We start from the raw sequence: 15,307 nt of genomic DNA, 5'->3' as shown, positions 1-15,307 counted from the left end.
AATTAAAAAATGAGTGATTTATAGAAAAAACAAAAAACCTCATTTATTGCTAAATGAGGTTTTTGATGAAATTTGAATTAAAACTTTTTTTGTTTTCAAAGCAGAAAAAGTCTGGACAAATTAAAATCCAATTCAAAAAATTAGAATTTGTAACGTAAGCTTGTCATGATTTGACGAGGCGGAATTGGGTTCACACTATAATTTTCGTGAACAGTATAATTTAACTCGTTTGTAATGTTTGATAATTTACATAAAATTGAGATTTTTTTCCAAGTGTAACCAGCTGAAACATCAATTGTAGTATAACCTTTTAACGGAATTTCTCTGTGGTAGATACCATCAGGATACGTCACAGTGTCTGTACTGTATTGATCGTTCCATCCACCTAAACGGTCACCAATGTAATTTCCAATTGCTCCTAAAGATACTCCTTTAAAAAAGCCTTCTGAAACTGTGTAAAAGAAACTTAAGTTTGCTGTGTTTGCAGGAGTTCTCACAAGACGATCACCTTCAATAAAACTTCCGTTTAAACCAGATGTTTTAGTGTAACGCATGTCATTATAGCTGTAACCCGCAATAATATTTAAACCTTCAATAGGTCTTGCAGTAACATCAATTTCGATACCTTTACTTTTAGTTTCACCACTCAAAACTTTTACGTTTGTGTCAGTGTTTAAGCTTCCGTCAGCTTTAAATTCAGCTGTTTGAGCCAAATTGCTGTTTACGATTTGATAAACCGTAACATTCGTGCTTAACATTCCTTCTAAGAAATCAGTTTTAACACCTGCTTCATATTGATCAATAATTGATGGCGCAATTGGTTTTAAATCTGCAGTCGTTCCTGTGTTTGGAGTAAATGAAGTAGAATAGCTACCAAAAATAGAAATGTCTTTTCTTGGTTGGTATATCAATCCAAATTTCGGAGAAAATGCATTATCTAATTTTTTATCACCAACTGTCGGTACTGAATTTTCTGGAGCTACAGTTTGTTTTCCGTTTACCAAAGTTTCTTTGTAAGTCGTAACTTGAGCTTCTTGCCAAGACCAACGTACACCCGCTAAAACTTTAAGTTTTTCTGTAATTGAGATCAAATCCTGAAAATAGACACCAAAACGGTTCGTTTCTGTTTTTGCTATTTGAGTCGTTCTTGCATCAGGAATATCATTTCTTTGCGTTGACGGATCAAAGTTGAAAAGATTAATTGTGTCATAATTTGCAGGATTAAACGCAAAAGTATAAGCTGTTGCAAATGAGTTTTCCCAGTCTGAACCTGTAAAAATTTGATGTTTTACTGATCCTGTATTGAAATTCCCTTGAAGACTTAATTGATCACCTAATATTTGTTCTAAGTTTTCGTTTTGAACTAAAGGTCTTGTCCAGTCACCGTTAGGTTTAATTGTAGATAATTGAGCAGTAGATTTTGAAGCTCTATTATAGGTTTGATAAGAACTGTTAAAGTTAAGTTTCCAGTTTTTATTAAAATCATGATTTAATAACGCAGAAGCACTAGCAGATTTTGTATTTCCATTAGACCAAAGCGATCCGTAAAAAGCATTACGAGGTAAATCAAGGATTTGTGTACCAATGATTCCGGTTCCAAAATCTGGAGTCCAGTCTGCTGTTAAATAATCCCCTTGTACTGTAATTTGCGTTTTTGGACTAACAAGAAAAAGCAACGACGGGTTTACATACAAACGCTCATTTTTTACAACATCTCTAAAGCTTTCTGAATTTTCGTAAGAACCATTAATTCTGAAAGCAATTGATTTCGTAAGGCCTCCATAAAAATCAAAAGAAGGCTTATAATAAGAAAAACTTCCTATTTGCATTGATACTTCTCCACCAGATTTAAATTGAGGCGTTTTTGTTACAAGGTTCACGATTCCACCAGGCGCAACATTTCCAAATAATAATGCAGAACCACCTTTTAGGAATTCTACTTTATCTAAACCTGAAACATCTGGAATAGAACCTGCATTGTAACGAAATCCATTTTTGAACATATTGTTAGTTGACAAGTCATAACCTCTTGAGAAAAAAGATTCCTGTGCACCACCTCTGGCAGAACCAACATATACACCATTTGCATTTTTAAGAACTTCGCTTAATCTGATCGCTTGTTGTTGCTCGATAACTTCAGATCCAATAACTTGTATCGCTTGTGGATTATCCATTGGTTTTAATCCAGAACGAACTGCAGTTACAGGTTTTGGCTCTTTGTTTTTGGTAATAATTACCTCATTTAGGATTTCTCCTTTTTTGTTTTTAACGGTATCACTAACAGTTGTGGTATTTTCTGCACTTGTAAATTCTTGGCTATAAGCACCGAAACTTATCAAAGATAAAGCAAGTAGTAAACTATGTTTCATGTGATTTATTTAGATTTAATAAAAATAATTTTCTGTGCAAATATAAGTCTTCATTTCTCGTTTAACAAAATTTACAAAAGGGTTTTCTTACTTAAACTTAAGTTATTTTTATCTTAAGATTTGCTTAAGATTTTGGTTTTTAAAGTATATTTGTTTATTTAGAATGAATTAAAAGAATGAATTAAAAGAATGAATTAAAAGAATGAATTAAAAGAATGAATTAAAAGAATGAATTAAAAGAATGATTTAAAACAAAAAAACCTTGCTCTGCCGAACAAGGTTTTTTACTAAGACTAATTTATTTAAAAATGAAGGGGTATTATTATTTTACAGTAATCTGATAAGTAGCCATCTTCCAAATTTCATTGTATTTTTTACCATTATGCTCTCCCGTCGATTTATCTGTGTGTGCATATTCAACCATATAATTTCCTGACCAAATAGGAGTAAAGGAGAATTCGCCTTTATCGTTTGTCAATAATTCTTTTTCCCAGCCATTTGGCGCGATTACTTTGATTTTTGTCTTTTTTGCCAAAGCGCCTTCATAAGCAGCAACCCCAGTTATTTTTGCATCTTTTTTTGTTGTATCAGCATTTTCAGAAAATAAACTGATCCGGTTTTTATTTGCCTCTATAGTATTTCCCGTAGTTTTATTGCCAACAACTACAGTTGCACTCGAATTATAATCTAATTTCATTGTTCCGTAAACATCTCGAACGGTATGATGCATTACAATCGTATAAACTCCATCTTCATCTGGCGTAAAAAACGCTTGATATTTATTGTCTGATGCTTTCGCAGTCAATGTAGTTTCCTTTTTTGACGGACTAACAACAACTAATGAGAAATCTTTGAGATCCGAAAACCATTTGTCTGCTTTTGTAATATCGTTTTCTGAAAATTCTCCAAAATAAACTGAAATTTCTTGTGCTTTTCCTTTAACTCCAGTTGCTTTTGTCTCGATCCAAAGTGCGTGTGCAAATAATTTCGGGCTTGCAACTAACATTAAAAGTATAAACGTAATTGTTTTAAAGGTTTTCGATTTCATAATAGGAAGTTTAAGTTTATTAAAATAGAATTATGTTGCAAACTTAAAGTTTATTTAGAATAATTAAAAATAAAACAATAAGAAGATTGGTGAAGTTTTTCATTTTTTTTAAGATTTAGTACAATGCAAAAAGGAAGAAGTTCATTTTAAAAGCCTTAATTTTGCAGTCAGAAAAATGACTTCATGATTTTACCTTTCTTAAAAAAGTACCAAAATACCCCAAAAGGATATCGTATTGCTAACACGGTTTTTTTCTTTCTCTCTGGAATCGGATATTCGTCTTGGGTTTCTAGAATTCCGCACATACAAGCACAATTGCATTTGTCCGAAGCGCAATTTGGAGCCGTTTTATTTGCTTTTCCAATTGGTTTGATGCTTACAATGCCTTTTACAGGAAAGCTTTTAAATAAATACAGCAGTCGCTACATCATGCTTTTAGGAGCAGTTATGTTTAATATCGTTTTGGCTTTGCCTGGTTTGGTTGCTTTTGTTTGGCAACTCGTTATTGTGCTGTTGATTTTTGGAGCTTCTCGAAATATTTTCAATTTGTCCATTAATGCGCAGTCTCTTGAAGTACAGAAATTATATCCAAAATCAATTATAACACGTTTCCATGCAGTTTGGAGTATTGCTGTTTTCTCAGGTGCTGGATTGGGTTATGTAATGGTGACACAACACGTTGCACCATCGCACCATTTATTGGGCGTAAGTGTTTTTATGATGGCGCTTACGGCTTGTTTTTATCCAATGAGTATTCATAATGAGCCAGTTCCGGTGAAGAAGAAATTCTTTTCAATGCCTGAAAAAAACTTAGTTAAGTTTGCCTTGATTTGTTTTGTTTCAATGGCTTGCGAAAACACAATGTACGATTGGAGCGGAATTTATTTCGAAAATATTCTAAAAGCTTCTCCAAAATTAACAAGTGCGGCTTTTGTGTTTTTTGCAACAGCAGTAACGCTAGGACGAATTTTTGGCGATTACGGAGTAATGAAATTTGGAACTAAAAAAATCCTGCTTTACAGCGGTATATTAATCACAGTAGGTTTTGGTATTTGTTTTATTCTGCCGTACGCATATCCAACTATTTTTGGTTATATGTTAATCGGGTTCGGGGTTTCGTGTGTCGTTCCTTTAGTATTCAGCATTGCCGGAAGATCTTCAAAATTAAGCAGCGGTTCTGCATTGACTTCGATTTCGACAATTGGTTATTTAGGATTTTTACTAGTACCGCCAATGGTAGGTTTCATCTCTGAATATCTTAGCATGAAATGGGCATTTTTGGTAATGGCGCTTTTAGGTATTCTGATGATTTTTATGGTGAATAAAATCGGAGAAAACGAATAGTTTCTTTGAAGATGCTAAGGTTCTAAGGTGCTGAGGTTTTTATTTGGTGCGGATAATTCTGTGTAAACTGGACTGATCTCGAAGCTTCGGACCAGCTCTACAGAATTTTTGAACCTTTGATTCTTTTTTTTCGAAAGCAGATTATTTCTCTAGTTCATTAAGATAATCTTTCCACTTTTGTTTCTCAATAATGTATGAATATTGAAAGCTACTCTCAAAGATTCGTATTTTATTTTTGAATTCAAGAGTATCAACATAAAATAAAGCAAGTTGCTCTTTCTGATTAAAAAAATGAACAGAATAAGAACTTATCGGACAACAACAATAACCTGTCTTTTCAGCATTCAAAAATATTGTGTCAAAATCCTCAATTTGCTTTTTAGTTGTTGTTTTAAATTCCTTTGTTGGAATAAAAACTTCAACACCGCTGCTTCTTTTGTGTGTTACAGTTGAATCGTAAGCTTTTATAATTATTTGGGAACTGTTTGAAAGCGTTGAATTAAATGAATAATTATCAAAAATATCATCAATAATATTTTCAGATTTATAATTACAGCTCAATAGCATAAATAGAATTAGAAAAACAGAGAGGCTTTTTCTCATTTGATTACGATTGTCCAATTTCAGATAATTTGTCTTTCCGTTCTATTGTAATTCTTGCTTTGCATTAAACAAATTTTCAATTTGCATTCTTTCAGCAAAATTCTCAAGTTTAATATTTGAAGTTACATTGTTGAAAATCGTTTTAACTTTTTGCGCATTTTCGGGATGAATTATTTTGCAACCTTTAAAATCATGATTTTCTAAGTACTCACCAAAAGTATTTAGTAATTCCTCTCTTGAAATTAGTGCATTTTCGGTTTTGGTCTTGAACCATTTTTTTTGAACTTTAGTCAATAAAAAATAATCAGCAGAAGGAATAATATTCGGAATATGTTCTGTCCAACTAGAAACGGTTATTACTTCATTATTTTTCTTTGTTTTGAAAAAGAACATTTTAGGAACGAAATAGGAATCTCCTAACTTTTCCTGAATTGAATTTCGATTAAAGTTGTAATTCCAAATGGAATTGGATTTTTCAATTTCTAAATAATTGCTTTGCTCGTGAAAATGTACGGAGCTAACTTTTAGATTTGTTTTATTCCAATTTTCATAAAGCTCAGTACTTGTCGGTTTGTACGGTTCTTCATTTTCAGATTGAGGATTTAGAACGTATAAATCTAGATCTAATACCAACTTTTCTACAAATTCAAATGCCTCAATTCCGAAAAAACTTGGGCGAAGAAAATTTAGATTGAAAGAAATATTTAGAGTCTCAAAACTTTCAAAATTATCTTTATTTTCTGTTTTTTCAAAACTATAATATACTTCAGTATCAGGATTTTGAAAGAACCATTGATTGTTTTCTTCGGGAACTAAATTAAGAGATAAATAATCCTCGATTTCGTTAGTAGTTATTTGATTTTCTTTGCTTTTAAAAAAGTATAAATCGTAACTCATATTTTTATTTTAATACTAATTAGAACTTATAAACTACTTCTTCGTCATAACAAACTTCTCAGAACTCGGCTTCCCATTCAAATTTCCAGAAATTTCAGCAGTCAAAGTATTATTTGCACCTTTTGTATACGTGATTTTTTGAGGATAATCGTGTTTTGGATTCTCGAAAACCAATTTTTGAGCTGTTTCAGAAGTCGATGGAAATGAAACCGGCTTGTCATCATTTTGTCCTTTTACTGTCGCTTTATAAGTAAGCGTTTCGCCAAGCTGTGCCAAAACAATACTCTCAAAATGAATGGTGTCTTTTTCTTTTATAAAATATGAAGAAGCGCTAAATGTACTATCGTTAAGTTTTATCCAGTTTTCAGTCAAAACACCTTCTGGAGACGTATTTTCCCAGTTTCCAATAAGCCAATCGGCAACTTTGATTTTATCTTTTTCAACAGATTCTTTTTTCTGGCAAGAAACAAAAGTGATTATAAGTGCGATAAGAATAATTTTCTGAAACATAATTTATAGGTTTTGGTTGTACTAAAGTATGAAAAAAATGTTTGCCACAGATTACAAGATTAAAATGATTTTGTCTCCCGCAGATCTAGCAAATATGGCAGATTTAATTTATAATTAGAAGCTGAAAAAATCACCTAAATCAGCTAAATCTGCGGGAGAAAAAAATTAGCGAAAATTGGTGTAATTCGCGGCGGAAAAAATAAAGAATCTTTGCTAATCCTTTTAATCTGTGGCAAAAAAACTTAAACGCTTTCCTGTAAAATAGAATAAACTAATTCTTTAGTAGGTTTTTGATCTTTAAGTTTAGCTCGAACCTCATCAAAAGTGACTTTAAAATCACAACCCGATTTGTATTCGGCGCAGCCATAAGCTGTTTTTCCTTTCAAAATTGTTCCTTTTTGACATTTCGGACACACTAAAGAATCTGATGTTTCTTGCGTTGCCTTTTTTGCTTCAGTTTTCTTTGGTTCTAATTTGAGTTTGTAATTTTCTTCAAAACGAATCAAGCCTTCAACCGTTCCAGCATCGGTTTTAAAGCCTTTTATGTTTACCGTTGAACCTTTTTGAACCAATCTTAAATATTGAGCTTCAGTAATTTTTTTATCTGAAAAAACAAAAGGAAGCACAAAATCACAACCCGATTTATATTCACTGCATCCAAAAGCCGATTTTCCTTTTATCAGATTCCCTTTTTGGCATTTCGGACAAGTTTCTGCTAAAATTCCTCCAGCAACTTTCTTTTTTTCTGGTTTTGCGACAGGTTTTTGAATTGTAGCGGCATGCGAAATATTAGCGTGTCTCGTTTCGCTTCGGACTTCTGTAACTAAGGCTTCAACCATACGTTTCATGTTTCTGATAAAAGCAGAAGCCGTAAAAGTTCCTTTTTCAATATCTTTCAATTGTTTCTCCCAAGAACCAGTAAGCTCAGCTGATTTTATCAATTCATTCTGAATCGTATCAATCAACTGGATTCCGGTAGTTGTTGGCAAAACCTGTTTTTTATTTCGAATAATATATTGACGTTTAAAAAGCGTTTCGATAATATTCGCACGCGTTGACGGACGCCCAATACCGTTTTCTTTCATCAATTCACGCAAATCTTCGTCATCAACTTGTTTTCCGGCGGTTTCCATCGCGCGCAGTAAAGTCGCTTCGGTAAAATGATTCGGCGGTTTCGTTTCTTTTTGAAGAAAAGAAGGTTCGTGTGGACCTTTTTCGCCCACAACAAAACTCGGAAGCAAATCAGGTTCTTTTTCTTTTGCATTCGGATCTTCAAAAACAATTCTGAAACCTTTTTTTAGGATCTCTTTTCCTGTTGCTTTAAAAGTTACATCGGCTGCTTTTCCTATTACTGTTGTATTGGCAACCAAACAATCATCATAAAAAACAGCAATAAAACGTTTTACAATAATATCATAAACTTGCTGCTGATTGTATGGCAAATTAATTTCGATTCCAGTTGGAATTATCGCGTGGTGATCGGTTACTTTTTTATCGTTGAATACCTTTGGAGATTTTTTAATTTTCTTTCCTAAAAGCGGTTCTGTCAAATGACTATAATTGGTCAGTTTTTGCAGAATTCCCTGCACTTTCGGATAAATATCTCCAGGAAGAAATGTCGTATCAACTCTCGGATACGTAATTGCTTTTTGCTCGTATAATGTTTGTGCAATTTTAAGCGTTTCTTCTGCCGAGAATCCGAATTTTTGATTGCAATAAACTTGCAAACCTGTCAAGTCAAACAGTTTTGGTGCGTATTCATTTCCGTTCTTTTTGTCCACAGAAACAATTTCGAAATCACTTTCTTTGACTTTTTCAGCCAAGATTTCACCATCTTCTTTGTTTAAGAAACGACCTTCTTCATAACTAAAAAGTGTTTCTCTATATAAAGTCTGTAACTCCCAATACGGCTGTGGTTTGAAATTTTCGATTTCTTTAAATCGGTCAACAACCATTGCCAATGTTGGCGTTTGCACGCGTCCTATAGACAAAACTTGTTTGTAGCCGCCATGTTTTACGGTGTACAAACGTGTTGCATTCATTCCGAGAAGCCAATCGCCAATGGCTCTTGAAAATCCAGCGTAGAATAAATTATCGTAGTTTTCAGATGGTTTTAAATTATCAAAACCTTCTTTGATAGCTTCAGTCGTTAATGACGAAATCCACAAGCGTTTTATTTCGCCTTTGTAATGCGCTTCGTTCATCACCCAGCGCTGAATCAATTCTCCTTCTTGTCCAGCATCCCCGCAGTTTATGACTAATTCTGCTTTGTCGAAAAGTGTTTTGATGATTTTAAACTGTTTCTGTATTCCTGAATTCTGAACCACTTTGGTTTCAAATTTTTCGGGAAGCATAGGAAGATTATTGAGATCCCAGCTTTTCCAATGTGGTTTGTAATCGTTGGGTTCTTTCAAGGTACATAAATGCCCAAAAGTGTAGGTCACGGCATAACCGTTGCCTTCATAATATCCGTCGTGCTTGGTATTAGCGCCCAAAACGGATGCAATTTCACGTGCTACACTTGGTTTTTCAGCAATACAGACCTTCATTTACTTCATTTGATTTGAGAGCGAAATTAGGAATTTTTTATAAGAAAGTTGCTAAGGTTCTAAGATACTAAGACACTAAGGTTTTACTCTTTTTTTGTCATCCTTTGTTCCTCAGGATAATACAATGCACATTTACATAAATGAAAAGTATTAAACCTTTTTTCTTCTCTCAGTTAAATAATTTCTAATTGGCGTATCGTAAAAAGTCATTGTTAAATAAGCAAAACCAAGAAGAAGTAGCGTTCCAAAAATTATAATAAAAGTCAGTTGTCCGGCATCTGGTTTGTATTTCGCATAATAACCTGCAAATATCCACATTACGGAATAATGCGTCATGTATAACGGATATGATATTTTTCCGAAGAAGATGCATAGTTTTCTAAAGCTTTCTGATAGTTTCGCTCCGGCTCCTAAAACAATTAATAAAGGAAAATAAAGCAATACGATAACAGGTTCAGTTAGCCAATTCCAATTTGTAAAAGGCAATAAAAGTGCTAATAATAGCAATATTGATAAACCAACAAAACCCAGTTTTGACGTAATAATCCAGTTTGAACGATAAATAAGCATTCCGGCTAAAAAAGAGTAGGAAATACGGCCAAATCCGTCCCAAAAGGTTTCGCCACTCCAGCCTCCCATTAGTGAACCGCCCGCGCGATTACTGATAAAACAGATTCCTGCTGCAGCAAAAAGGGTTAATATAAAGAGTACGCGACGGCTCAGTTTATGAAGGAACAGCGCATAAAAAATATTCGCAATATATTCCCAAAACAAAGACCAAGCCGGCGCATTTAAGCCAAAATTATTGAAATAACGATCAGCCATTGTGGGAAACGGAATAAGGAGGAGCGAACTAACAATTACTAGGATTAATTTGCCAGTTTCATAAGTTTCAGAATGACTGCTGAAAGGATCAAAAAGAAAAGTCAGCAAACCTAAAATCGAACCAAAAATAACCAAAGGATGCAATCGGATTAATCTCAATTTAAAGAATTCAGTCAACGTCATTTTGCCAATTCGATCATGATACGCATAAGCAATAACAAACCCAGAAAGGCAGAAGAAAAAGTCAACCGCTAAAAATCCATGTGCAATGAAATTTTCTTTTGGAGGATAAACGATTTCCATAAAATGAAAAACGACAATGGCTAAAGCGGCGATGCCTCTTAAACCGTCTAGGATTTCAAAATGTTGTTTTGTTTTTATAATTGGAGTAGTCGAATTGTCGGTTGGTTGAATTGTTGGGTTTTGGGTAATCATTTTTGTCTTTTGTGTTTTATAGAAAAAATAAAAATAAGTAAAAATCCTCTTATGATTTGTAATCAAATTTTATATATTTTTGGTTTAAAGACCAATTTGCATAATCAACAACCAAATCACCAAATTAGAAACCATTACTTTTTATGAGCGAAACTACTACCCAAACAAGTTTACCAAAATTCTACAGCACTACCGCATTAATTGCTTTTATTTATGCGGGTTTTACCATTCTCTTTGGCATTTATAAACTATTTTTTTATGTCGATGGAACTTGGTTTCATGGCCTGACAGCAAACGGCTTGTCTCTCGTAAGCACTTTGGTTTGGATGGGAATTTTGTTTGTTTTTAAATTATTTTTAAACCGAATATTGAACTACAAAAAAGCCGATTCGTTGATAAATGTTTATCTAGTACTCTCATTAATTGCACTTTATTCAGTAGCTTTAGTTGTTTTCAAGTCAGTTCAAATCTATATGGCGCTTGATGGTGAGCAAGATATTAATTCAGTAATGGCGTTTGCATCGAGTTCCATTTCGAGTGCAATATTGCTGATACTTGCGGGTATTGGATTGATTATCACGACTATTTTGTTAGGAATCCGAATCAGAACTATTGATGTTGTTTTAAAAGATATTTTCCCAATTCTAGGTTTCTCGCTTATATTGCTTGGCGTATTTTCCGCACTTCAAATTGCAACTATTCCTGGCACTGAGGCGGTTGTGTTTTTGCTGAAAGCGCTTTCTGCGGCGGTTTTAGGTTATATTTTAAAAGAGGTTTCACAAATGAATTATGCTGATTTGCCTGTTTCGCGAGAGCCTGAAAAAAAGAATGTTTTTTCCAAAGTAAACGCTCAACCTGCATCTCAAAATGTTGTAGAAAGAACTGAAAAAATAAATGTTTTAAAGAAAGCCAAAGTAGTTGCGCCAGAACCAGAAGTCATTCCGAATCTTGATATCAATGCGCTTGAAGATAAAGAATTGGTACTTTCTTATTTTGAAAACCTATCAAAAGACGAATTAAACCGACTAGAAATTGTGGTGGCGAAAAAATACACGCAGAAATTAAACGAAGATCAAATCAAGAATCTTGTTTTGCAACATATTGCAGAGAAAAAACTGTATGATCATAATCGATATGCACCAAAATAAGACATTTTTATAATGATGTTTATAAAACAGAAAAGCTGCAAGAAATCGACTTTGCAGCTTTTTTGTTTTTAATATAAAACTCAGTTTTATTTTGCTTTCTGTTTCAAATGTTTGTCAAGGAATTTCTCCATAGCCGAGTAAAAATCAAAACGATTATCTTGATTTCTAAAACCGTGTCCTTCATCATTTTTCACCATATATTCTACCACAACGCCACGTTTTTTTAACGCTTCAACCATTTGGTCGCTTTCGGCTTTGTTTACTCTTGGGTCATTTGCGCCCTGAGCAATAAAAAGCGGCGTTTTAATTTTGTCAGCGTGCAGAGCTGGTGATGATGATGCAAGCAATAAACTGTCTTTTTTAGGATCGCCCACCATTTCGTGAAATTGATCCAAGTATGGTTTCCAGTAAGGCGGAATGGTATTCATAAACGTAAACAAATTGCTAACGCCTACATAATCAACAGCTGCTGCGTATAAATCTGGAGTAAAAGTGATTCCGGCAAGTGTGGCATAACCGCCGTAGCTTCCTCCATAAATTGCAATTCGGTTTTCATCGGCAATACCTTCTTTTTTCAGCCATTCGGCGCCGTCAGTAACATCGTCCTGCATGGTTTTTCCCCATTGTTTGAAACTCAATTCCCAGAATTTCTTTCCGTAACCGGTACTTCCTCTGTAATTCATTTGCAAAACAGCATAACCGCGATTGGCCAAAAATTGAACTTCTGGATTATAATACCAGCCATCTCTTGCCCAAGGTCCGCCATGCGGATTAATAATCACGGGCAGATTTTTTGGTTCAATTCCGAGTGGAAGTGTCAAATAACCGTGAATTTCCAAACCGTCTCTAGATTTATACGTAATTGGTTTGATATGGCTCATTTGGTTCTCCTTAATCCACGGATACGGATCTGCAACTTCTTTGATTTGCGCAGATTTAAAATCATATAAATAGAATTTTCCTGGCGTTCTGTCATTTCCAGCCCAGACAATTGCTTTAGTTCGGGCATCGTCATAACTTACGATATCTGTTTCATAACCTTCAATTTGTTTTTTCAGATTATTGTTGATTTCTTCCCATTCTTTATCAAAAAAATGTTTTTCTTGTTTTTCAGCTTCCCAATCAACCGAAACCAAAGTTTGCTTTTTTCTGTCGTAATTGATGCCGTCTAAATCGTATTTGCTGTCGCCAAAAAGTTCTTTTACATTTTTTTTGCCAATGGGATCGTATTCAACCAAAACCACTTTGTCTTTTCCGATGTTGCTCAAAGCATAAATATTTTTATTGTCTTTATCGAAAGACGAAGGCGTAAAAATATCTTTGAAAGTCGTTGTAATCAAAGGTGTAAAAGGTTCTTTGTCTGAATTTCTGTAATTCCATGTAATGTTTACACCGTCAGTTTTTGAAGCAAGGCGAATAACGCCATTATTGTCTGTAACCCAGCCGTCAAAATTTTCTTTATTGTCATAAAGCAGCGTCAAAGTTCCAGTTTCTACATTTAAAAGATACGGATCAAAATATTCCTTAACTCGTTTGTTGATCTGTACAATCAGTTCTTTTTCTTTTCCTTTAATGTCAATCAGTGCGTCGGTAATATCGCTTCTGATGCCCGGAAAAGGAGTTAATTTTTTTAAATCTGTTCCATCTGCTTTAACCGAAAAAAGCTGAAAATTTTCATCGCCGCCAATATCCTGCGCATACACAATTCTGTCGCCTTTCCAGAAATAGTTGAAAATACTTCTCAGCGTGTCATTAGTCACGCGAACCGATTTTTCTTCACCCACTTTTTGAACAAAAATGTTGGTTTTTCCTTTATAATCGGCACGATAGCTGAAGTAATTTCCATCGGGAGAAATTCTGAAGGAGCTTTTTTCTCCATTTTTGAAGAAAGTTTTCACATCAATTAATGGGGCAGGAGTTTCTTTTGGCTCCTGTTTGCAGGAAATAAAAAGTGTCGCCAAAACAACTAAAACGGATAAAACGGATTTTCTAATCATATTTTGCTTTTTTTGGTGTTTTTGGAATTATAAAGGATTCTGAAAAATACAATTTTTATTATTGTATACTATTGAAAATGTGGTTTTTATAATTTCAAAAGTAAGAAAAAGTTTCTAATATTGATTAATGCCGTAAGGTTTTATTTTATTGGAATATTGTGGGAACACACAAGAAATGAGCAGAATATACAGCGCTGAACTTGAAGAATAAAAAATTATTTTTCTACAAAAGAAATCAGATAATCGTTTGAACTGGTCATTAATAGATTGTAAGTTGTTGTGGTGATATTATTTTCATTTTTTGAAAATACAGTTAGCTCAATAGTCAGTCCTTTGCCAAGATACAATTTGATAATAGCATCATTTTGAACTTTAGATACTATAAAATCATATCCCAAAATTTTAAGTCGGTTTACATAAGAATTGTATTGATCCTTGTTCGCAAATTGCAAATTCAGCCGATTTGTGGTGTCAGAATAGGCGTAAGTCAAAAAACTTTCGGCTAAATCATTAGTATCACTTTTATTGTAAGTAAATGTGGCGCTTGCCATTTCGTTGTGTTGAGGCGCATTTGCGGAAAGGAATGTCCAGTCTTTTTGGGTAACAAATTCTTCAACTTCTGCCACATCACATTTTCTTAAATCGATTAATTCATCCAAGGTTAGATTTTGGCAATAAAAATTATTGGAGCATGAAAAGAACAATACTAAAAAAATAAATTTTTTCATTTTTGTAGATTTAATTGTTTTACATACAAAGTTTTAAAAACGCAGCCTATTTTTCCTGATCGAAGCGCATGAGAAGACAAACAGGAAATAATCAGAACACTATGTAAAATAGTTTTCTGAGGTTCATAATTTTCCTTGGGGTCGATGATTTATTTTAATGTGGTAGGTAAGTTGTCAAGTTTTGGAGAAATGCTAACTTGAAAGTGTAAAGTTATTGATTTTTAATGAGATAACTTGTGTTGTTTTGAAAGTTTCGTTATGTCACAAAAAGTTTTCTTTTTAGGATTTAAATTAATTTGGGGCTTTAAAAGTGATCAGATACAGAATTTCATCCTCATATTGTCATGGCAAATACAGTTACGCCTAGAAACACAAAAAAACAAATTACATCGAGTATTGTGCCTTTTCGATTGTCATAAAGATCTGTTGCGCCGTTTTTTGCAGGCATAATTAGTTCTTTGTTCTGAATTTGTAAACTTATAAATCGTAATAATTGAAAAAGGAATAACGAGATTAAAGTACTTCTTAATACTTTAACAGCGTGTATGTTACTTTGTTCAAAAACATTTTCTGGTAAATTTTTAAATGCAAGAAAAGCACAAAAATGAAGCACGCCAATTAATACCCAGATTAAAAAATAATTGAAATTTCGAAGTGCTCGATATTGAAAACTATAAAGAAAGAATTGTGTAAAAAGTCCGTATAAAAATAGTATATCTTGGCAGTTTTTGTTTATTGAGACATAACTCAACAAGAAAAAAGAAAGCACGACATAAAAACTAATAGTAATAATATTCCAATTGGTTAATTTGGAACGACGAATAAATTTGTTTTTCATTAAAAAGATTTGAGCT

General features: G+C 33.5%; 11 protein-coding genes. 2 read left to right on the top strand and 9 right to left on the bottom strand.

Annotated features, from left to right (window positions below):
- Positions 1–140: 140 nt before the first annotated feature.
- Both FND99_RS07775 and FND99_RS07770 read right to left on the bottom strand, forming a co-directional pair.
- The gene (locus FND99_RS07775) at positions 141–2,369 is read right to left on the bottom strand and encodes a TonB-dependent siderophore receptor (protein ID WP_144337406.1); all 2,229 of its coding nucleotides are present in this window, start codon (positions 2,367–2,369) and stop codon (positions 141–143) included.
- Between the two features lie 322 nt (positions 2,370–2,691).
- Positions 2,692–3,417 (bottom strand): DUF4198 domain-containing protein, encoded by a 726-nt coding sequence (locus tag FND99_RS07770; protein WP_144337405.1) that lies wholly within the window; start codon positions 3,415–3,417, stop codon positions 2,692–2,694.
- Between the two features lie 183 nt (positions 3,418–3,600).
- On the opposite strand from FND99_RS07770, the gene FND99_RS07765 reads away from it, so the two are divergent.
- Positions 3,601–4,761, top strand: a complete 1,161-nt coding sequence (locus FND99_RS07765; RefSeq protein ID WP_144337404.1) for an MFS transporter — start codon at positions 3,601–3,603, stop codon at positions 4,759–4,761.
- 141 nt (positions 4,762–4,902) lie between these two features.
- On the opposite strand, the gene FND99_RS07760 is transcribed toward FND99_RS07765, so the two are convergent.
- The 5 genes from FND99_RS07760 to FND99_RS07740 all read right to left on the bottom strand — a co-directional run bounded on the left by FND99_RS07760 (position 4,903) and on the right by FND99_RS07740 (position 10,580).
- On the bottom strand, positions 4,903–5,364 hold the full coding sequence (locus FND99_RS07760; RefSeq protein ID WP_144337403.1) for a hypothetical protein: 462 nt from the start codon (positions 5,362–5,364) through the stop codon (positions 4,903–4,905).
- A 42-nt stretch (positions 5,365–5,406) separates the two neighbouring features.
- On the bottom strand, positions 5,407–6,261 hold the full coding sequence (locus tag FND99_RS07755; protein WP_144337402.1) for a hypothetical protein: 855 nt from the start codon (positions 6,259–6,261) through the stop codon (positions 5,407–5,409).
- A 33-nt stretch (positions 6,262–6,294) separates the two neighbouring features.
- Complete coding sequence (locus tag FND99_RS07750; protein ID WP_144337401.1) at positions 6,295–6,771, bottom strand: DUF6265 family protein; 477 nt, start codon at positions 6,769–6,771, stop codon at positions 6,295–6,297.
- Positions 6,772–7,013: 242 nt separating this feature from the next.
- Positions 7,014–9,320, bottom strand: a complete 2,307-nt coding sequence (locus FND99_RS07745) for a type IA DNA topoisomerase (RefSeq protein WP_144337400.1) — start codon at positions 9,318–9,320, stop codon at positions 7,014–7,016.
- 150 nt (positions 9,321–9,470) lie between these two features.
- On the bottom strand, positions 9,471–10,580 hold the full coding sequence (locus FND99_RS07740) for an acyltransferase family protein (protein ID WP_144337399.1): 1,110 nt from the start codon (positions 10,578–10,580) through the stop codon (positions 9,471–9,473).
- 143 nt (positions 10,581–10,723) lie between these two features.
- Between FND99_RS07740 and FND99_RS07735 the strand changes: the two genes are divergently transcribed.
- Entirely contained in the window at positions 10,724–11,728 is a 1,005-nt protein-coding gene (locus FND99_RS07735) for a hypothetical protein (protein ID WP_144337398.1), read from the top strand.
- Between the two features lie 86 nt (positions 11,729–11,814).
- Here FND99_RS07735 and FND99_RS07730 read toward each other — a convergent pair whose 3' ends face one another.
- Positions 11,815–13,725 carry a S9 family peptidase gene (locus tag FND99_RS07730; protein WP_144337397.1) on the bottom strand — a complete coding sequence of 637 codons (1,911 nt, stop codon included), beginning with the start codon at positions 13,723–13,725 and terminating at the stop codon, positions 11,815–11,817.
- A 215-nt stretch (positions 13,726–13,940) separates the two neighbouring features.
- Positions 13,941–14,453, bottom strand: coding sequence for a hypothetical protein (locus tag FND99_RS07725; protein WP_144337396.1), 513 nt, complete (start codon positions 14,451–14,453; stop codon positions 13,941–13,943).
- Positions 14,454–15,307 lie beyond the last annotated feature (854 nt).

Origin of the sequence: Flavobacterium daemonense (genome assembly GCF_007341385.1) — a bacterium.
In the GTDB taxonomy this organism is placed as follows: Bacteria; Bacteroidota; Bacteroidia; order Flavobacteriales; family Flavobacteriaceae; genus Flavobacterium; species Flavobacterium daemonense.
Note: the sequence above shows the minus strand (reverse complement) of the source record. Positions and strands in the feature narration are given on the sequence as shown.